This window comes from Nitrospira sp. (assembly GCA_024760545.1).
Taxonomy (GTDB): domain Bacteria; phylum Nitrospirota; class Nitrospiria; order Nitrospirales; family Nitrospiraceae; genus Nitrospira_D.
This window is the reverse complement of sequence record CP060501.1, coordinates 101,477-121,837: the sequence shown is the minus strand read 5'-3', so window position 1 is coordinate 121,837 and position 20,361 is coordinate 101,477. Positions and strand designations below refer to the sequence as shown.

At 57.0% G+C, this 20,361-nt stretch carries 17 protein-coding genes; 2 read left to right on the top strand and 15 right to left on the bottom strand.

The window, feature by feature from the left end; all coding sequences use genetic code 11:
- The first annotated feature begins 27 nt into the window (after positions 1-27).
- Positions 28-1,227, top strand: a complete 1,200-nt coding sequence (gene lhgO / locus H8K03_00555) for an L-2-hydroxyglutarate oxidase (GenBank protein UVT20454.1) — start codon at positions 28-30, stop codon at positions 1,225-1,227.
- A gap of 6 nt (positions 1,228-1,233) precedes the next feature.
- Here the strand turns inward: lhgO and H8K03_00550 are convergent, their stop codons facing one another.
- The 10 genes from H8K03_00550 to pyrR all read right to left on the bottom strand — a co-directional run bounded on the left by H8K03_00550 (position 1,234) and on the right by pyrR (position 12,528).
- Positions 1,234-2,034 carry an SAM-dependent chlorinase/fluorinase gene (locus H8K03_00550; protein ID UVT20453.1) on the bottom strand — a complete coding sequence of 267 codons (801 nt, stop codon included), beginning with the start codon at positions 2,032-2,034 and terminating at the stop codon, positions 1,234-1,236.
- A 1-nt stretch (position 2,035) separates the two neighbouring features.
- Complete coding sequence (gene greA, locus H8K03_00545) at positions 2,036-2,512, bottom strand: transcription elongation factor GreA (protein ID UVT20452.1); 477 nt, start codon at positions 2,510-2,512, stop codon at positions 2,036-2,038.
- A 22-nt stretch (positions 2,513-2,534) separates the two neighbouring features.
- Positions 2,535-5,786 (bottom strand): carbamoyl-phosphate synthase large subunit, encoded by a 3,252-nt coding sequence (carB, locus tag H8K03_00540; GenBank protein ID UVT20451.1) that lies wholly within the window; start codon positions 5,784-5,786, stop codon positions 2,535-2,537.
- Positions 5,787-5,806: 20 nt separating this feature from the next.
- Positions 5,807-6,766, bottom strand: a complete 960-nt coding sequence (locus H8K03_00535; GenBank protein ID UVT20450.1) for a M48 family metallopeptidase — start codon at positions 6,764-6,766, stop codon at positions 5,807-5,809.
- Between the two features lie 63 nt (positions 6,767-6,829).
- On the bottom strand, positions 6,830-7,780 hold the full coding sequence (gene sppA / locus H8K03_00530; GenBank protein ID UVT20449.1) for a signal peptide peptidase SppA: 951 nt from the start codon (positions 7,778-7,780) through the stop codon (positions 6,830-6,832).
- Positions 7,773-8,951 carry a glutamine-hydrolyzing carbamoyl-phosphate synthase small subunit gene (carA, locus tag H8K03_00525; protein ID UVT20448.1) on the bottom strand — a complete coding sequence of 393 codons (1,179 nt, stop codon included), beginning with the start codon at positions 8,949-8,951 and terminating at the stop codon, positions 7,773-7,775. The genes sppA and carA overlap by 8 nt, the downstream gene beginning before the upstream one ends.
- Positions 8,948-9,469 carry a DUF4149 domain-containing protein gene (locus H8K03_00520; GenBank protein UVT20447.1) on the bottom strand — a complete coding sequence of 174 codons (522 nt, stop codon included), beginning with the start codon at positions 9,467-9,469 and terminating at the stop codon, positions 8,948-8,950. Before H8K03_00520 ends, carA begins: the two co-directional genes overlap by 4 nt.
- Before the next feature lie 4 nt (positions 9,470-9,473).
- A complete protein-coding gene (locus H8K03_00515) occupies positions 9,474-10,760 on the bottom strand; it encodes a dihydroorotase (protein UVT20446.1) in 1,287 nt (428 codons plus the stop codon).
- Positions 10,761-10,852: 92 nt separating this feature from the next.
- Entirely contained in the window at positions 10,853-11,773 is a 921-nt protein-coding gene (locus H8K03_00510; protein UVT20445.1) for an aspartate carbamoyltransferase catalytic subunit, read from the bottom strand.
- Positions 11,774-11,961: 188 nt separating this feature from the next.
- Positions 11,962-12,528, bottom strand: coding sequence for a bifunctional pyr operon transcriptional regulator/uracil phosphoribosyltransferase PyrR (pyrR, locus tag H8K03_00505; protein ID UVT22328.1), 567 nt, complete (start codon positions 12,526-12,528; stop codon positions 11,962-11,964).
- A 269-nt stretch (positions 12,529-12,797) separates the two neighbouring features.
- Here pyrR and H8K03_00500 point away from each other — a divergent pair, with 269 nt between their 5' ends.
- A complete protein-coding gene (locus tag H8K03_00500) occupies positions 12,798-13,685 on the top strand; it encodes an alpha/beta hydrolase (protein ID UVT20444.1) in 888 nt (295 codons plus the stop codon).
- 65 nt (positions 13,686-13,750) lie between these two features.
- Here H8K03_00500 and H8K03_00495 read toward each other — a convergent pair whose 3' ends face one another.
- From H8K03_00495 to H8K03_00475, 5 genes are all read right to left on the bottom strand, one after another.
- Positions 13,751-15,379, bottom strand: coding sequence for a hypothetical protein (locus tag H8K03_00495; protein UVT22327.1), 1,629 nt, complete (start codon positions 15,377-15,379; stop codon positions 13,751-13,753).
- A 282-nt stretch (positions 15,380-15,661) separates the two neighbouring features.
- The gene (locus H8K03_00490; protein UVT20443.1) at positions 15,662-16,885 is read right to left on the bottom strand and encodes a hypothetical protein; all 1,224 of its coding nucleotides are present in this window, start codon (positions 16,883-16,885) and stop codon (positions 15,662-15,664) included.
- Positions 16,886-17,069: 184 nt separating this feature from the next.
- Entirely contained in the window at positions 17,070-18,065 is a 996-nt protein-coding gene (locus H8K03_00485; GenBank protein ID UVT20442.1) for a hypothetical protein, read from the bottom strand.
- Positions 18,065-19,780, bottom strand: coding sequence for an IPT/TIG domain-containing protein (locus H8K03_00480; protein UVT20441.1), 1,716 nt, complete (start codon positions 19,778-19,780; stop codon positions 18,065-18,067). The genes H8K03_00485 and H8K03_00480 overlap by 1 nt, the downstream gene beginning before the upstream one ends.
- A 103-nt stretch (positions 19,781-19,883) precedes the next feature.
- The gene (locus H8K03_00475) at positions 19,884-20,345 is read right to left on the bottom strand and encodes a RidA family protein (GenBank protein ID UVT20440.1); all 462 of its coding nucleotides are present in this window, start codon (positions 20,343-20,345) and stop codon (positions 19,884-19,886) included.
- Positions 20,346-20,361 lie beyond the last annotated feature (16 nt).

Sequence of the window (20,361 nt, the reverse complement as noted above, 5' to 3'; positions counted from 1 at the left end):
GAAGTCGTGTGAACCAAAACCGGCCCCATGCAAACCTGTGATTTTCTCGTCATCGGTGGCGGAGTCATCGGCCTCAGCGTCGCCCGTGAACTCCGCAGACGCCGTCCTGACACCCGTGTGTTATTGATTGAAAAGGAGCCGGCGTGCGGTGCCCACGCCAGTGGGCGCAATAGCGGCGTACTTCACGCAGGCTTTTATTATTCCCCCGACAGCCTTAAAGCGAGGTTTACGCGTCTTGGAAACGAGCGGCTGACCGCCTACTGTGACGAGAAACGAATTGCGCTCAATAAGTGCGGGAAGCTCGTCGTCGCGAAGGATGCAGCCGACTTGCCTTCTCTCGACGAATTGCTCCGCCGCGGCCAAGCCAATGGGATTGAACTGCAAGCCATCACAGAAGCAGAGGCCAAGTCTATTGAACCTCGCGTCAAGACATACCAAAGAGCTCTGTTCTCACCCCGCACCTCGACGGTCAACCCGCTCCAGGTCATCGAAGCGATGCAGCAGGATGCGATCCGTGAAGGCATTCAGGTTCAGTGCGGCAGAGCCTATCGAGGGCGAGACGACAAACGAGTTCGTACCGACCATAACACCATTGAAGCCGGGTACGTCGTGAACGCCGCAGGTCTCTACGCTGATAAGATTGCCATGGACTATGGCTTCTCACAGAAGTATCGGATTCTGCCTTTCAAGGGACTTTATCTGTACTCTGACGAGCCGCCTGGCGCCATTCGCACCAATATTTACCCTGTTCCGGATCTCAGAAACCCGTTCCTGGGTGTCCACTTCACCATCACAGCCGACGGAAAGGCCAAAATTGGCCCAACGGCGATTCCGGCGCTGTGGCGCGAAAACTACGAAGGGTTCGGGAATTTCAACCTGGGTGAGCTGATCGAGGTTGCGAGCCGAGGGCTCGGTCTGATGACGGGAGCGGGATTTGACTACCGACGATTGGCGATTGAAGAAATCGCCAAATACTCGATGAGCAAAATGGTATCGCTTGCCTCGGTACTTGCGGAAGGAGTGGAGGAGCGGAACTATCGCAAATGGGGTCGTCCGGGAATCAGGGCCCAACTGCTCGACATCACCAAGAAAAAGCTTGAAATGGATTTCGTCTTGGAGGGAGACGACCGATCCATGCACGTGCTCAATGCCGTCTCTCCGGCCTTTACCTGTTCACTCCCCTTTGCAAGCTATGTCTGCGATCACATCGACCGGGCGGTCAGCTGACCTGCGTCAACAGAGCCGTATCTCTTCGCCCACGCCCACTTGCAGATAACGGGCCGCGTTATCTTCCTGCAGAAAGATTTCCAGGTTGCCGCTGCTGTTGATCAGGGCGGATGGACTCTCGTAGTCCCCTTGACTGTAACTTCCCACCAATTCGCCGATGACGTGCGTTCCGATATGGATCTCGATCTTCGAGACTCCCATGGTCGATTGAAATTCCCGCACCTGCTTCGCGGTGACATTGGATATGAGATTGCCGAATCGGTCGACGTAATCGATCCGTCCGATTAAGGCGTGACCGTCTTGTTGAGGCATCCAAATGAGGCTCTTCACCGGATCACTGATGACGGGGCCAAAAAACGACGCGGGCTCGCCGTTCGCAAGCATCGCGGCGACCGGCGCGAACAGGTCCCGGCCGTCAAACGTGGTCCCCTCCGAAGGAAGACGATACCGCTCATGCTCGATCTGCCGGATCTTCACATGGTGTTCGTTCTGCAACACTCGGCTCAGCAATCCATTGTCCGGCGCCAAGAAACTATAGCGCGACGTTGTCGCAAGGATCGCCCGCCTGGCGCTTCCTACGCCGGGGTCCACGACACAGACGTAGATCGTCCCTTCCGGAAAATAGCGGTAGCAGGCCTCCAGCACATAGGCGGCCTCGTCGATTTGATGAGAAGGAATCTGATGGGAGATATCGACGACCTTGGCGTTGGGATTCATGCTCAGGATCACACCCTTCATGCTGGCGACAAACCAATCGTGCTCGCCAAAGTCTGTCAGTAGGGCAATGAGAGGGCGTGCCTCGGGCACGTCAGCATTCCTCGAACTTGATCTCCACTACCTCATATTCGACCATCTTGACGGGAGTCTTCACTTCAACAAAATCTCCGACCCGCTTCCCGATCAACGCACGACCGACAGGGGACTGGACTGAGATCTTGTTGAACTTCATATCGGCTTCGTCCTGACCGACCAGCGTATACTGCTTCGTTGCCTGGGATTCCTGCTCGATCACCAGAACGGTCGCGCCGAACACGATGGTCTCGCTGGTACGTCCCGCAACTTCCACCACCCGGGCCTCGGCCAACTTGGTCTCGAGCTCGGAAATGCGCGACTCGATAAATCCTTGACGTTCTTTGGCGGCGTCGTATTCGGCGTTTTCGCTGAGATCGCCGTGCGCTCTGGCTTCCGCGATCGCTTCGATCACTTTGGGCCGCTCGATCTTGCGCAAGCGGTCCAGTTCCGCCTTTAACGCGTCATAGCCTTTCTTGGTAATCGGTGTCGGCATGCTCTACTTGCTCCTGAACGACTTACGCCCGATGATATTCTTGCAATGTGCGAATCGCCAGATCCTTTTTCATGATCGCTTCGATTCCCATCACCGCCGCATAGGCTCCTCGCATCGTCGTAAAATACGGGATGCCGCGATGTAGCGCTTCCCGCCTGATCGACAATGAGTCGACATGCGCCGAAGCGGTCCGTACGGTATTGACCACAAGGGCCACCGAACCGTTCTTAATATGGTCCACGATATGCGGCCGCCCCTCGTTTACCTTGTTGACGACCTCCACATCAAGACCATGGTGACGCAAGTATTCGGCCGTCCCGCTGGTCCCCTGGATATGCATCCCAAGCTTACTCAGGTGTCGCCCCACTTCAAGCGCGGCTGGACGATCGGATTCTTTCACGCTGATGAACGCCGTACCCGACGTCGGCAGCACCGCCCCGGCCCCTGCTTGCGATTTCGCGAAGGCCCACCCAAAATCACCATCGATGCCCATCACCTCCCCGGTCGACTTCATTTCCGGACCCAGCAGCACATCGACACCGGGAAATTTATTGAACGGAAACACGGCTTCTTTGACCGAGAAGTGCTTCGGCGGTGGAGCGTCGGTAAAGCCCAGTTCCGTGAGGGTTCTTCCCATCATCACCTTCATGGCCAATTTCGCCAATGGCACGCCGATCGCTTTACTGACGAAGGGCACAGTGCGGGACCCTCGAGGATTCACCTCAAGGACATATATGGTCCGGCCCTTAACGGCAAACTGCGCGTTCATCAGCCCAACGACGCCGAGTTCCCTCGCCAGCACGCACATTTGCCGCTCGATCTCGCGCACAATATCCTTATCCAAGGTATACGGAGGCAGCGAGCAAGCCGAGTCGCCGGAATGGACGCCGGCTTCCTCAATATGTTCCATAATGCCTGCCACGACCACGGTTTCACCGTCCGAAATCGCGTCGGCATCGACTTCGATGGCATCCGCGAGATACCTGTCGATCAACACGGGATGATTGGGTGATGCCTTGACCGCCGAGTGCATGTATTCCAGGAGACCCGCTCGGTCGTAAACGATCTGCATCGACCGTCCACCCAACACATAGGAAGGACGTACCATGACCGGATAGCCGATCCCTTCGGCAATCTGCACGGCTTCGTCCACTGATCGAGCCGTCCCGCTTTCGGCCTGGCGTAAGCCCAGCCTATTCAGAAGCTCTCGAAAGCGTTCCCGGTCTTCTGCCAGATCGATGGCATCAGGGCTGGTCCCGAGAATCTTCACCCCCGCTCTTGAGAGCGGAAGCGCAAGTTTCAACGGCGTCTGCCCCCCGAACTGCAGGACCACTCCGATCGGTTGTTCGCGCTGGATGATATTGAGCACGTCCTCATGCGTCAGCGGTTCGAAGTACAGCCGATCCGACGTGTCATAATCGGTACTCACGGTTTCCGGGTTGCAGTTCACCATGATCGTGTCGATGGCTTCCTCTCGAAGTGCCATCGCCGCGTGGACGCAACAATAGTCGAATTCAATCCCCTGACCGATTCGGTTGGGACCTCCACCGAGAATCACCACCTTTTGCCGGTCTGACGGCCGGGCTTCACACTCACGCCCGTAGGTGGAATAGAGATACGGCGTCTGCGCCTCAAATTCCGCGGCGCAGGTATCGACGCGCTTATAGGTGACCCCTCGCCCCGCTTGCTCCGTACGCGCTTTTCTGACCGCTTCCGCCTCGCATCCGAGCAACCGCGCGATCCGATCATCGGAGAATCCAAGTTCCTTGGCGTTCCAGAGTAATCCACCGCTCAGAACGACATCAGGGATGGCGGCATGCTCGACCAGCTTCCGCTCGAAATCGACCAACTCTCTCACTTGCTCCAGAAACCAGGGGTCGACCTTTGTCGTCGCGAACAGCTCTTCATTCGTCAATCCCATCCGCATGCCGTCGGCCAGGTACCAGAGTCGTTCCGGAAGCGGTGTGCGCAGCATACGGCCCAGCTTGTCGGCCGCGGCTTGACGGTCAAACTCAGCCGGGATACCTCGATCGAGTCCGAACCGTGAGACTAATCCGTCGAGGTCCAACTCCAGAGAGCGAATGGCCTTCTGCAAGGACTCCTTAAATGTGCGCCCGATCGCCATGACCTCACCGACAGACTTCATCTGCGTGGTCAACGTCGGATCGGCTCCCTTAAACTTCTGAAACGCAAAGCGCGGAATCTTGACCACGACATAGTCGATCGCCGGTTCAAAAGACGCTTTGGTCACTCCGGTGATGTCGTTGGTGATCTCATCCAACGTATAACCGATCGCGAGCTTGGCGGCGATTTTGGCGATCGGAAATCCGGTCGCCTTCGACGCCAATGCGGAACTCCGAGACACCCGTGGATTCATTTCAATGACCACCATCTCGCCGTTTGCCGGATTGATGCCGAACTGAATGTTCGATCCTCCCGTATCGACCCCGATCTCTCGGATGATTCGAAGCGCCGCGTCCCGCATCCGTTGATATTCTTTGTCGGTCAGCGTCATCGCAGGCGCGACGGTGATGCTGTCTCCCGTGTGCACGCCCATCGGGTCGAAGTTCTCAATGGGACATATGATCACGACATTGTCTTTTAGGTCGCGCATGACCTCGAGCTCATACTCTTTCCACCCGATGACCGATTCCTCGATCAGCACTTGGCTGACCGGACTCATGGCCAGCGCCCAATCGATCAGCTTCTCGAATTCCTCCCGATTGTAGGCGATATTTCCCCCGGTCCCCCCCATCGTAAACGATGGCCGAATGATCGCCGGAAAACCGACCGTTTCCAGGATGGCGACGGCCTCCTGTCGAGTGTGCGCGGTCCCGCTCTTCGGTACTCGCAGACCGATTCGTTGCATCGCCTGTTTGAACGCTTCCCGATCCTCTGCTTTATGAATGGCCTCCGCCGAGGCGCCGATGAGCGAGACGTTATACTTCCCAAGCACCCCTCGCTTGACCAACCCCATGGTGGCATTGAGAGCCGTTTGCCCGCCCATCGTCGGTAACAACGCATCGGGGCGCTCGCGGTCGATCACCCTTTCAAGCACATCCAAGGTAATCGGCTCCACATACGTTCGATCGGCCATTTCCGGATCCGTCATGATCGTCGCCGGATTACTGTTGATAAGGATGACGCGATAGCCTTCCGCCTTGAGCGCCTTGCAGGCCTGGGTACCGGAATAGTCGAACTCACACGCTTGACCGATGACGATCGGACCGGAACCGATCATGAGGATTGACTGAATGTCCGTCCGTTTTGGCATAGTGTCTCGTGATAGTCGGATCAGCTGGATGGAAGCACAGGCCCAATCTTCGGCTGATAGGGAGTCGGAGAGGGCCCCTCGTCCCCGTGCGCTGCGTGGTAATATTTCAAGGCCTCAGGGAGCCAGCTTTCGATCTGGTTGATGCGCGCCAGATCGGAAGGGTGAGTAGATAGAAATTCCGGGATATTGTGCTGCGATCGAAAGCAGACCTTGTCGATCATTTGCCGGGGGCACCCGCTCATCCGTTCCCAAAAAGGCACCGCCTCACGAGGGTCATAACCGGCCTGCGCCATCAATCGGAGTCCGATGTAGTCGGCTTCCGATTCCTGTTTTCGGCCAAACGGTAATGACACCCCTACCCCATATGCGCTCATGGCAGCCATGGCGGCGTCCGGACGGCCGGCGGCAGCCCCGGCGGCAAGGGCGCCGAGTTGTCCGACCGTTTCGAGAATCCCCCGACTGTAGCGCTCCGCCCCGTGGCGCTGAAGCGCATGCGCCACTTCGTGCCCGATCACGGTCGCCAAGCCGTTTTCATTCTTGGTGATCTTCAAAATCCCCGTGAAGACGGCCACCTTGCCGCCCGGGAGAGCGAATGCGTTGATCGTGCGATCATCCCGAATGACAGCGAACTCCCATTGATATTCGGGTTTATGGGCGACGGCGGCAATGCGATTGCCGACCCGGTTGACCACCTCGTTCAATTCAAGGTCCTCGCTGACCGGAGCTTGGCGCAGCAACTCCCTATATGCGCCAATACCCATCGCAATTTCTTTCTCCTCGGAGATGTAGATAAACTGATCACGCGCCGTTCCCGGGGCGCGAACACACCCCGCCAGGGCCGAGAATAGGCCGCCTGCTGCCCCCATCCTCAGGAGGCAAGACAACCCCAGTATCCCTCGAACGCCGTGCAGAATCAGCGCGCGCCGACCGATGGATCTCGAGAATACGATGTCGGTCTCCTGACCTTCGTGCTGCGCCATCCCAATTCCCTACATCGAAGCCGATCATCATTATAGTACCAGGCATGAGATCGGCGCTCTTTCCTACGGCATCCACAAGTACATGAATTGCGGGGTTCCCCCTTTGACGAACGACATCAGGTCGAGATCGGCGAGACCCGCCAATCCGCCGGGCGCCAGCATCTTGGAATACATATTGTTGGAATACTCACCGGGACGTTGATACGTCACGACCCGGGCTTCCGTCAGCCCGGCTTTCTTCTTGGCTAACTCAACGGCATCTTCCAGGTAGCCGATTTCATCGACTAAACCAGCCGCTTTTGCCTGCTCGCCGGTATAAATCCGCCCGTCCGCCAAGCGCTTGATCTGCTCCATCTGCAAGTTGGAGCGGCCCTCCTGCACGATGGTCAAGAATCGCTGATAAAACGAATCGATCAATCCCTGAAAGATCGCCCGTTCTTCCGTCGTCATGGTCCGAAACGGTGAGCCCATGTCCTTGCGTGGTCCCGATGTGACCGCCGTCGCCTCGACTCCCACTTTTTCCAACAGCCCCCGCGCGTTCATCGTGAGCATGATGACGCCGATGCTCCCGGTCACGGACGAAGGGTGGGCCATCACCGTGTCAGCGGCTGCTGCAATATAGTACCCGCCCGACGTCCCCAGGTCCATGATAGAGGCGATAATCGGGATCTTCCGAGTCGCTTTGAACGTCTTGAGTTCGTGATAAATAATATCCGACGCCGTCACCGTTCCCCCAGGCGTGTTGATGCGGAGCACGACGGCTTTGACGTTCTCATCCTTTGCCGCGCGTGTCAGCTGTTCTTTCACGCTCGCAATCATACTGGGGATGGGCCGGAATCCCTCCTTCTCCTGAGAACTGATCATTCCGGAGATCTCGACCAGCAGCACCTTGGCCTTTCCCGTTCCATCCACCTGGGCTTCTTGCAAAGGCCCGGGACCGGGAAACAGTGGAAAGTTGAACGTACAGCCGGACAGCAACAGTCCAAACACTCCCATCACAATATGATTACGCATGATGATTCTCCATGAGTCGCACAAATTCATCGAACAAGTAGGCGGCATCATGCGGACCCGGTGCCGCCTCCGGGTGATATTGGACCGAAAAGACCGGATGATCGAGACACACCATCCCTTCAACCGAGTGATCATTCAAGCTGACGTGGGTGAGCGAGAGTGTTCCGAACCGCGTGTCGATCACCGGAGGAACCTTCGGGACTTCCAGCAGAGACGCAGGACCGTGCACCGCGAAATTATGGTTCTGCGAGGTAATTTCGACCTTTCTCGTGCGAAGATCCATGACGGGATGATTGGCTCCATGGTGACCGAATTTCAATTTGTATGTTTTGAGGCCGAACGCCAAACCGAGAATCTGATGCCCCAAACAAATGCCGAAGATCGGATAGCGCCCGATCAGCTGCTCCACCGCCCGGGCCGCATAGGGAACGCCCTCAGGATCACCCGGACCGTTTGAGAGGAAAATGCCGTCCGGCTGGAGTGCCTCGGCTTCTGCCGCAGATGTTGCGGCGGGCACGACCGTCACGCGGCAACCGACATCGACCAATCGCCTGAGGATATTGTGTTTGATACCGAAGTCATAGGCAACGACGTGCCATCTCCGAGAGCTTTCCTTATCCCGACCGTTCGCAGTGGGCACCGGTACCCAATCCTCGGTTCCCGCCGTCCACTCATATGCGTGCGTGCATGTCACTTCGGCGGCCAAATCCCGACCGATGATGCTTGGAGCCTGCCGAGCTCGGCCGACCGCCCGTTCATGATCGAGATCAAGATGTGTGATGACTCCCTGTTGTGACCCATGTTCGCGCAGGTGTCTCGTCAAGGCTCTGGTATCGATTCCCTCGATCGCGACGACCTTCGCCTCCATCAATGACTCTTGAAGAGTGTGCTTGCTCCGCCAGTTACTGACAAGGCGGCTGGCTTCCATGACCACAAACCCTTCCGCCCATGATCGACGGGATTCCACGTCTTCCGGCGTCACGCCATAGTTGCCGATTTGCGGACAGGTCATCGTAATGATCTGCCCTTTGTACGACGGATCAGTCAGTATTTCTTGATAGCCGGTCATGGCCGTGTTGAAGACGACTTCTCCGAGCGCTTCGCCTTCAAAGCCAAGCGCACGGCCTTCGAACACGGTTCCGTCTGCCAGTGCCAGCAATGCTTTTTTCATAGCCCTCTTCCATCCTGGTCGAGCGAGTACTTCGCCCTGATGCCGATGAGCAACAGGCCCAATACGAGATTGATCATATACAGCGTCCGAATCGGCATCAGCACACGAAACAGCGCCTCCAACGCCGCCTTCTTAGCTGTCTCATCCTTCGCCGCGAATGCCTGCGCTTGAAGAGCGGCGGCGTTTGGGTGCAGCACCACGATAATGCCTCCGGCAATTACCACCATGACGGCCAACACAATCATCTCACTCCGGCTGACCGCGACCGTTGGATCCCCGCTCCACCATCGAAGCCATGCGGCGGCACAGAGAATGACGCCGGCTCCGATGACGAAACGATGGTACCCTTCGAACGCTCGTGTCAAAAACATCCCTCCGGAATCCTGCCCTCCGAAGGTATTGAACACGGCCGGGATCACCGCTCCACTCAATACGACCATTCCTCCGACCCAGACAGCGAGCGCCAACCATTCCAGCGTGCGACAGCCGACCATCCCCCAACGGGGCACGCGCCTCACCGTGCTATCGCTCCCCGGCACCAGCCTCGAACACGAGTCGACCACCGATGATGGTGGTCGTCACCCGCCCCTTCACCTTCCACCCTGCAAAGGGTGTATTTCGGCTCTTTGAACGGAACTTGGCCGGGTCTACCTCCCATTGCTCCTGCGGATCGACAATCACCACATCGGCATCCGCGCCGACGGCCAGGGTGCCTTTCTTAAGTCCGAACGCCGCGGCTGGAGCGGAGGTCAGCTTCTGCACCGCTTGCTCCAGCGACAGAACCCCTTCCTCCACCAATCCCAACGTCAACGGCAGTGCCGTCTCGAGTCCGACAATCCCGAATGGGGCCTCGGTAAAATCCTGCTGCTTCTCCTGCGTGGCATGGGGCGCATGGTCGGTCGCGATGACATCGATGGTGCCGTCTCGCAATCCTTCCTTGATCGCCTGAACATCAGCCCATGTGCGAAGCGGCGGATTCATCTTCGCGTGAGTGTTGTAGCCGCGCACCAGCTCTTCCGTGAGCATGAAGTGATGGGGACAGGCTTCCGCCGTCACATGGATGCCACGCGCTTTTGCCTCCCGTACCATTCGGACCGACCCGGCGGTGCTGATATGCGCGAGATGCAGACGCGCCCCGGTCAATTCCGACAGCGAAAGATTGCGCGCAACCATCACATCCTCGGCCGCTGCGGGAATACCCGGCAATCCGAGCTCGGTCGAGATCAACCCCTCATTCATGCAACCGCCCTCTGCCAGGTGCAGATCTTCGCAATGGTCCACGACTGTGAGATCGAATGCCAGGGCATATTCCATCGCTCGCCGCATGACCAGACTGTTCATCACGGGCTTGCCGTCGTCTGAAATCGCAACGCAGCCGGACCGCCGTAAGTCACCGATCTCCGCCAGTTCCTTGCCTTCCGACCCTTTCGTAATGGCGCCGACCGGCAGCACGTTTGCCAGACCAGCCAGCCGAGCCCGTTCCAGAATAAATTCGGTGACGGCTTGATTGTCGTTCACCGGGTTCGTGTTGGGCATGCAACAGACGGTCGTAAATCCACCCGCGACGGCTGCGGCACTGCCGCTCTGAATCGTTTCCTTGTACTCGAATCCAGGCTCCCGAAAGTGGACGTGCAAATCAACGAACCCGGGCATCACAAGCTTCCCGTCGGCTTGAAAAGTCTTGCTACCTACCGGCGCCGAAAGATTCGGACCCAGCGCGGCAATCTTGCCGCTATCGATCAGCACGTCGGCTACTCCGACGAATCTATCTGGGTCAATGACACGACCACCCTTGATCAGGATCGACACAATACAATCCTCACTCTTAATTGGTTATCAGCATAAGTTAATGTAAGGCTTGATAGATGTGAGGACCATGGTGGAGGGCTTTTGCGGCATCCTCAATTTACTCCTGACATGAGGTACAAAATTCCCATTCGCACCGCAACCCCGTTCGCCACCTGGTCCAGAATCACCGAAGACAAGCTATCAGCGACATCCGGCGCAATTTCCACTCCCCGATTAATCGGACCCGGATGCATGACGATAGCTCCGGTGTCGGCCAGCCGCACTCGTTCGGCGGTCAAGCCATAGAGCCGGGAGTACTCCCGGATCGTGGGAAACAGGGCGCGTCCCTGTCGCTCCAACTGGAGACGAAGCATCATAATGACGTTCGTCCCGCGAAGACCTTCATCCATATCGTAGTACACTTTCGCTCCCAGCTTTTCGACGCCGCAGGGCATCATCGTCGGCGGGCCCACCAGCCGAACTTCGGCGCCAAGCTTGGTGAGCGCATAAATGTTGGAGCGCGCCACGCGACTGTGCGACACATCTCCAACGATCGCCACACGCAGCCCCCGAAAATTCATTCCTCGTTGCCGGATCGTGTACAAATCGAGCAGCGCCTGTGTCGGGTGTTCATGCCACCCATCGCCAGCGTTGATGACGGATGACTTGACGCCATGCGCCAGCGTTTCAGCGGCACCGGCCGAGGAATGACGCAGGACGATGATGTCGGCCTGCATCGCTTCGATATTCCGAGCCGTGTCGAGCAGCGTCTCCCCCTTCACTACGCTGCTGGAGGAGGGAGAAAAGTTGATCACGTCGGCGCTCAGTCGCTTGGCCGCCAGCTCAAAAGACGTACGGGTTCTCGTACTCGGCTCAAAGAAAAGATTCACCACCGTCTTGCCTCGGAGAGCCGGCACTTTCTTGATTTCGCGGCCGGTCACTTCCTTGAAGGAATCCGCCGTTTCCAGGATGAGGGTGATCTCATCCACAGATAACGGTGCGAGACTCAACAGGTCTTTGCGTTTGAGGCTCATGAGATCCTCCGCTCTCGCAGGACGTTGAAAGAAGCCGCCGGCTTCGTTCTCGCATCGCTCACAGGCTCAACGTACAGAACAACGTACGCCTCGCCGCTTCGCTCACTGCGGCCTCGGCATCGACTTCTTTGAACGTTCTGCCGGATGATTCTTCCTTGCATGAGAATTCCGTTTCACTCTCCTAACCCCTATGCTTTTAAGATGACCACCCGGTCATCTTCACGAGCTTCTTCCAGTAACACTTGAACTTGTTCGTCCCGAGAGGTCGGCAAGTTCTTTCCGATGTAATTGGCCTTGATCGGCAACTGACGATGGCCGCGATCGACCAAGACCGCCAGCTGAATTTCTTCGGGCCGTCCGAGATCCATGAGTCCATCCATGGCCGCCCGAATCGTCCGTCCTGTAAACAGGACATCGTCCACGAGCACCACCACTTTGTTCGTCATATCGAAGGGCACGGAAGTCTTTCTCAGGATCGGCTGATTCTTCCGCAATGCCAGATCATCACGATATAAGGTAATGTCCAACTCACCGATCGGCACTTGGACACCTTCGATACTTTGGATACGCTTGACGAGCCGATGAGCGAGATGCACGCCGCCCGTCCGTATACCGACCAGCGCCAAGTCCTTCACCCCTTTGTTGCGCTCCACAATCTCGTGTGCGATGCGTATCATGGCGCGGGAGATGTCCCCGGCATCCATGATCAGCTTCTCGTCTTTTCGTTCTGTCGATTTGTTCGCGGGAGTCGTCATGGTCAGCGTGACCGCACGAGCAGATTCGGATTTTGAGCACAAAAAAACCTCCTCACCGCAGTGTGTGAGAAGGTCCAGTTAAAACCGGCCAAGGCCGGACTGTGATTCATCATTTACTCCTTGCTCACCTCACTGGATGAGCGTTAAAGGTTTACAAATTGTACTGAACCACTCTATCAGTGTCAAGCACTCGAGGTCGGTGCGACCTCGGTCGTGGTGTATGAGATCAATGAAGAACCTCGAATCGCGTGACCTAACGGGATGATTCAATGAGAGGCTTGAACGGCGGGTGGTTTCGAATCATGGTTTTTGGCTCACTCCTGGCGACCTCGGCCTGCACACAAGCGGCCTTCACCGCCGCCAATCTTCCCACCCACTTAGCCGAGATGACTGTTGAGCATGATCTGGCATATGGCTCTGAGCCTTTGCAGAAACTCGATCTGTATCTGCCTACCGATACCAATGGGAAGCAATTCGATGTGATCGTGTTCCTCTACGGTGGACGTTGGACATATGGGACGAAGGAGGATTATCGGTTCATCGGGGCGACATTTGCCGCCAGAGGATTCCTGGTCGTCATTCCCGACTACAGAAAGTATCCCCACGTGCGTTTTCCAGCGTTCGTCCAAGACAGCGCCAAGGCTCTCTCCTGGGTTTACGACCATATCGCCGAGTGGCAAGGCAACCCTGCACGGATTCATCTGATGGGGCATTCCGCCGGAGCTCATATCGGCGCGTTGGTCGCGGCCGCTCCCTCTTACTTGGCCGACGAAGGGAAAGATCGCTCCCTTATCATTCATGATTTTATCGGTCTGGCAGGCCCCTATGCCTTTACGCCGGATGAGCCGGACCTGGAAGATATGTTCGGCCCGCCGAACAACTACCCAAGCATGCAGGTCACCACTTTCATTGACGGAACACAACCGCCGATGCTGCTGTTATACGGCGACAAAGATACGGCGGTGAAACCCACCAATCTTGAAAAACTTGAGCAACGCATCAGAGAACGAGGCGGTTGCGTACGATCAATCATCTACCCTGGCGTCGATCACACGGACCTGCTCGGAGCATTGACATGGTGGAACCCACAGCAAGTGTCGGTCATGGACGACATCGAGAAGTTCTTCGTGTCATGTCGCCGGACAGCAACAGAGTGATCGAATCGAACATGACGTCATTCGTTGAGGTGGGGCGGCATATTTTGGGAGTAGAATAAGCGCGGTTAGGAATCCCGTCCGTGTTTGGTCTTCCACACTGCCAGCACGGCCGCCAACTTCTCTCTGGACGACCGATGCTCCGCGGCAAGGGTCTCCAGAAAATCCGACAGCCGTCTCGACTTCAGCACGGTATACAGCGTCACGCCGATGACGGGAATCAGGACCAGCAAAAAATACCCGAGCCGCAGCATGGGCGGCTCTTCTCCGAGCGCAAACAGGTTCATACCGAGCACACCGGTCGTCGCCACACCGATCAATCCGACCGTGGCCACGACGGTCAGGCGCACCATCGTCTCGCCTTGCCGGCGCAACGCATCGCTGTCGAGGTACTGGCTCATATCCTCAAGCTCCGATCGGAGTTCGGCATACAGCCGATCGGTGCCCAGATGCTCGCTGATCATACGATACAGTTCCTTCACTTGCCCGTGATCCGAAACTTGGTGGGACCAGTAGCGATGGGTGAACCGCAAAAAAATGCCCAACGTTTGGCGAATCACGCGGCGGAACTGCCGAACCGAATCGAGCTTCGTGATGTCGAGCTGATTCATCGCCTCCACCAGACGATTCGTCAGCATCAAGAGCGCGGCCTTGTGAAAATGCGGGATCAGGAACAGCAGAAAATATTCATGGCGGAACTGCTCAAGATTGGTCTTACGGTCCTCAAATGCCGGCTCTCCGGACTCCCCCACCATCGTAAACACGCGGCCGGTGCACATGAAGCGGGCGCCCGACGAATCCTTCCCCTGCCCGTTCCAATAACGATCGTAACAATGTCGCTCCTCGAAGTCGTGGAGATAGCGTTCTGAAAAGGGCAACACGTCGGATCGGCCAGGGGCCGCGGCCAATCCCACTCGTGTGAACTCCGCTCTCGTCAGCGCCCCCGGGTCGTCCATGGTGAGATAGGCCATCACCGGCATCAGATGGTATTCGATCTGTCGATACCGAATCAGGCCCTTTTTCTCCGAATGGTGAAGCACCAGCGGTTCGAGCAGAAATTCCCAATGAGAGGCCAGACTGAGCGAGCGATGCCGGCACACGAAGGAAAGGTATTTTTCTCGGTCATCATAGTCCGAGACCGCGAGCACCTTGCCGTCCGAGGAGAGCCATTCCACGTGCTTCGGGCAATGACCGCCATGCCCATCCGGCTCCCAATAGGTGGGATAACACCGGCCGAAGCGAAAGAGCGAGTTCTGGACCCGCGACAACGGCAGATCGTCGGCGTAGATCTCCACCACCAGGATCGCCACATCGATATCGTAAAAAAAATACAGGTCCACGTGCGCCACGGTAAAGGTCTCGGGCGCCGCATCGGAACCGGGAAATGTCATCCGCACCTTGGCGACGTCATCTCGACGAAAGACCCGGATCGCCGACTCCTCATGCACATCAAAGCTGGTCCCCTTACCCTCTCCGTATAGGAATCGCTGCACATAGGGCAGGAATGTCACGAACTCGCTGTAATGTCGTTCCTGAAACTGGCGGGGATCGCCGGTGAATTCATCAACCACCTCTCGCCAGGGATTGCCCGAATCGGTGGCCTGCAACAGCTCCCAGTGTTTTTGGATCGGCGCATCCTCACGGATGGGTGTCAATTGCATCGGCCAGAGCAGGATCTGGCGAAAGTGCCGAACCATCCTTGTCACGTCAGACACCGTGAATCCCCTCTCATGATTGGAGGAATCGCCGACCCTGCATCGCCTTATGCATGCTTCATCGCAGACGAGGACGGCGAAGGTGACACGTTTGTCTTATACCATAAGACTGATCGAAAGGCGTGAATCTTGGAAGATGAAGAATGGCTGTCAGCCTAGAACTGACGCCGGTTAACACCGATGTAACAATGATCAAGTTTGGAGGAGTTCTTGGTGTGCCCTATCTACTTTAAGTCGTTCTTCCGACTGCGCCCTGACGCGGTACTATTGTGGTGCGGTGAGCGCATCTTGAGCGACATGACCGGTCTGTGATTTCTCCACGATGTTCTGCTGGATCTCCTTGGCAATGACGAGCGCCAATTGGTCGGTGGACAGCGCGCCCATCGGGAGCTGCTTCGTGTCGGCATAATAGAGGTCGTCCGGCGCCGCCGCTCTATGGAGATTGACCAGGACCGCTGCAGGTTGAATCACCCGTCCGGATTCCCCAACCTTCACGGCCTTATCAGCAGGCAACACTCTGGTCCTGGTGGCCCAATCGCGCTGATCGATCTTGACGAACGCCACATTCCAGATCGTTCCGTTCAGGAGGCTCGTCACGGCCAATGGCGTGCGATCCAAAAATAAGGGGTCACGCACGATCTTCTGCAGGGCTTCGCGAATCCGGATATCGTAGAACCTCGCCGTGGAGTCCGGCTGACTTGGAGCAACCAAGGCGGTGCTGCCGATCTCGTAGTAAGGCTGCCCCTCCAGACTCCGCAAATCGTCTACCGTCCGCAAGTATGTCTCGAAGAGCCGCTGCAGTAGCCGTACCCGTTCTTCACCGGAGAGTATCTTGATGTTCTGGTCTGTCCCAATAGGTGCATGCGGGAGATCTCGTTCGATGAAGGCGGACTTCGGCTTCTGAGCGGTATCTGCCTTACTGACCACCCATTGAAACTCTCGCGCCACCACCGGCGCAAACTGTTCAGCCGCTCCGAGGAACCCTCCTTCTTTCATGGACGAGGCACTGACCAACAGTCTGACCCGACCAGGCTCCACTGTTCGCACAACCAGAAAAGGAAAGGATCTTCCCTCATGATTGCGCACACTCGGTTGAATGATGACACGATCGAGCAAGCCTCTGCTCACCGCTTCGTCGAATCGTGGATAGTTGTGTCGACGCTGATTGAGATAGGCGAAGGTCTCGATGACCGTCCGGAGAGCCGAATTGGCTCCAGCCTCATCGAGAGATCCACCGACCGCCCCTTCCGTGCCTCGATCCACAAATACTCGGAAGGAGAGACCCGAAATCTCATAGCCCGATCCGGAGGGATCATGGCGTTCTACCTCAAGCTTCCCGTCATGGCCTTCATGCGCCGCTCTTGCATCGCCAGCGAAACACACAGCAACAAGACCCAGGAACAGGATCAGCAGATCTTGTTTGATACAAAAGCCTGCTCTTGGCGCTTGCCGCGCCAGAGGGCAAACATTGGACAACAGATCGTTCATTCCTGAATCGTTCACAGGGGTAGGCTGCTACTCACGACCGGGACTGTTTCTTGACACGTTGGGTAGTATTTTAAACAACCGGGTTGGAGATAGCGACCGAACTGATACGCGGTACTGGACTTCCCGCTGTGAGAAGTGTTTCTTTGACGGGAGGAGCGTGGAACCTCGACTATAAGATAAGCGACTAGCGTCCTAGGCGCAGCTGAACGATGATCCCGTTCTCTCCACTGGCCCATCCACGCGTGGCATCAGGGAAACTGAGACCGAAGAGCGAGGCAGGGGCAATTGATTTCCCTTCGCTCCAAGTGAGGCCGGCGTCGGTAGTCCGGTACAACATTCCGCGCTCACCAACAATCCAACCTTCTTGCTGACTTACGAATCGAATCTTCAACAGATCGATGATCTTTGTGCAGGTCTTACCGCACGGCAAGGTTTGATCAACCCACTTGGCCCCGCCATCCGTCGTCTGAAACAAGGCGCCCGCGTTGCCGACTGCCCAGCCCGTCGAAGGATCCGTGAAGAAGACATCAAAAAGCGTGACGGCATCTTGCGTGGCTTGTGGTCTCCAAGTAGTACCCCCATCGTCTGTCGAAAGGACGGTCCCCAACGCGCCGACGATCGTCCCCTTCCGATCATTGAGAAAGTGCGCCGCATAGAGGGCCGCTGTCGTACCGCTTACTTGCTCAACCCAATGTTCACCGCCGTCGACCGTGTGTAAAATCGTGCCGCCTCCGCCCACCGCCCAACCGATACTGGGAGATGGGAAATAAACTCCGTACAAAGGCTGTTGAGTGTCGAGCGACTGTGTGCCCCATGACTCTCCCCCATTCACCGTGTATCGTAGCAGTCCTCCTGCACCGGTGACCCAGCCCTTGGATGAGTCGATGAACAACACGGAGGTCAATAGAGCGGCGGTTCCGCTCGTCACTCGCTTCCATTTCTTCCCGCCGTCGGTTGTCTTCAGTATCGTCCCCCCGCTCCCCACAGCCCAACCATGTTGTGGTGTACGAAACTGAATACTCATCAACGTTGACTTCGTGTTGCTGGCTTGAGTCGTGACGAAAAGATTGGAGTCTGCGCTCCCGGCTACTTGAGGAATCGTCAGCGTCGCGGCGAGGAGGAAAATGGAAGAAAGGGATGGATACCCATGCACACTACCGAGATGGAACCGGAGCCGCATTATTGATTGGTGCTCGCATCGGGTCTGTTGTTATCCCAGTAGCCTGTGTCAGGAAGGCCCTTCGCTTCGATCGTGAATTCGCCGGCCTCGAGCGTCAGCCATTTCTTCGGCGAGCAGCAGGTCCCGTCGGAAAGCACGTCCCACGACCCCCGGCGAACGACCAGCGGACCGGTCGCCAGGTTATCAAAAAACTCACCCTTCTTTCCGATTCCGTAAAGATTGCGATGCGGAACCTTAACCACGATTTCTTGATCGGTCCAGGACTGCACCACCGCCGCTGTGCCATTGAACAGGACTTCAGTCCGTGAGACGTTCGATACAACCGTGGTATTCTCATCAGGCTCGTTGATTTCTATGTCGGATCGCCGCTTATAGGCCTTCTGGTTGAGCCCCAGATCGGCATGTTCTGCTGTCTTCAGAAAGGTCCCGAACCCGCTTCCCTTTATCGTTACGGTAGCATCCAACCCGGCTGCCTTCGGATCATACGACTCGATGACCGGCGTGACGAGGCTGAACTCCCCGGCCTCGATCTCCACGGTTCCCCGTTCGGCGCAACAGAGACCCTCCGCATTCGGCTTGTTGGCGCTGCGGTAAATGACGACCTTGCCGCTCTTTGCGCTGTACGGGACCCAGACATCGATACGGTCGTCGTTCCAGCGATAGATGACCGCCGGCACACCGCCGATTTCGACTCGATTCTCACCGGTATTGAAATCCATGAAGTTGTACGGCGTCGACCCGCTCTCGGAGTAAAACCCAAAGTGCTCGCCATTGATGCGCAGCAACGTCCCGATGGGAGCGCTCGCCGGACTTATAGAGGTGGTTCGGGGAACATGGACGGTAAATTGTGCGAGCACCCGCTCTCGTCCACCTTGCTTGAGAGTCAGCGGACCGGATTTGGCGCCGATCGGCACATGGAGAACGATGACGTCCTCTTTCCACTGAGCGATCGTCGCCGGCTGCCCACCGATCAGCACGGCATCATTCGACGTTTTTGCATTCCCGAATCCGTGGCCGAACAACACGACTTTCGTCCCGACAGGCCCGGCGACCGGATCCACTCGTACGGATGGGATCAGCGTCAGGGGGACAGCGTTGCTCACGAGATACTCGACCGGCGCGCAACACGACCCGTCAGGCAGCGGATCAGACGAGGCCAGCCGAACGGCCACCTCTCCGCTTACGGCGTTCGTCGGAATTTCAAGCTCGATCTTGTCGTCTTTCCATCGGCGCGGCCGTACCACGACCCCGCCGACTGTGACGTCATTCACGCCGAACATCGTGTTGGGATCGCGTGCGCCGGCCGAAAGGCCGAAATGGTGACCGGTGATCAGAAGTGTGGCACCACGCTCGACTTCCCCGGGTGTAACGGCTTCAATCCGAGGAGCAACAATGGTCATCAGTCCGGCCGGCAACTTTTTCTTTCCTATCAGCACTTCCACAGGACCTGTGGTCGCTTTGAATGGGACCTTCACCTCGATGAGGTCCGGTTCCCATCGCTGTACCAGCGAAGGCACCCCATTAAACGTCACTTTGTTGAATTGGGTGGATTTGAAATTTCCAAATTTTCCACTGAGAGTCACTGTTGCGCCGAGCGTGGCTGACTGGGAGGACAATTCTATCGAGGCCTTGCCGGCGGCAGCCGATACTGCGGTTCCTTCCAATGTTAGGAGCGAGAACCAGACAAAAAGCATCGTCGTGTATCTGTTTCGCATGATGGTCATGGATAGCCTATGGGCGAACGAAAGAGTGGTCGAACAGCTCTACCTGAAACATGCTCGACTTTAACAAGTGATTTTTTAAAGAGTCAAGGCTGACTTAGGAAGCGACTTGGACGACCAATTCGATCTCAACCGGAGCATGTCGCGGCAATTCCGCGGCACCGACGGCGACGCGCGCGTGACGGCCTGCGTCCCCGAACACCGATACAAGTAGGTCCGACGCGCCGTTGAGTACTTGAGGCTGATCGGCAAAACCAGGAGCAGAGGCGATATAGCCGACCATCTTGACGATCTGTGTGACCTGATCCAGTGATCCGGTCACGCTTCGAATAATGCTTAAGCCGTTCAACACCGCCGCTTTCGCCGCCTCCATCCCCTGCTCGACCGTGAGGCCTTCCCCAAGCTTGCCGGTCATCATGAGCTGGCCGTCGCGCGAGGGCAGTACCCCGGAGAGAAACAACAGGTTACCGCTCTTGACCACCGGCACATAGTTCGCCACAGGTTTCGGCGGAGCCGGCAGCTCCAGACCTAACTGCTTTAATCGTTGCTCAGAGGACATCGCTTCTCCTTCTCTC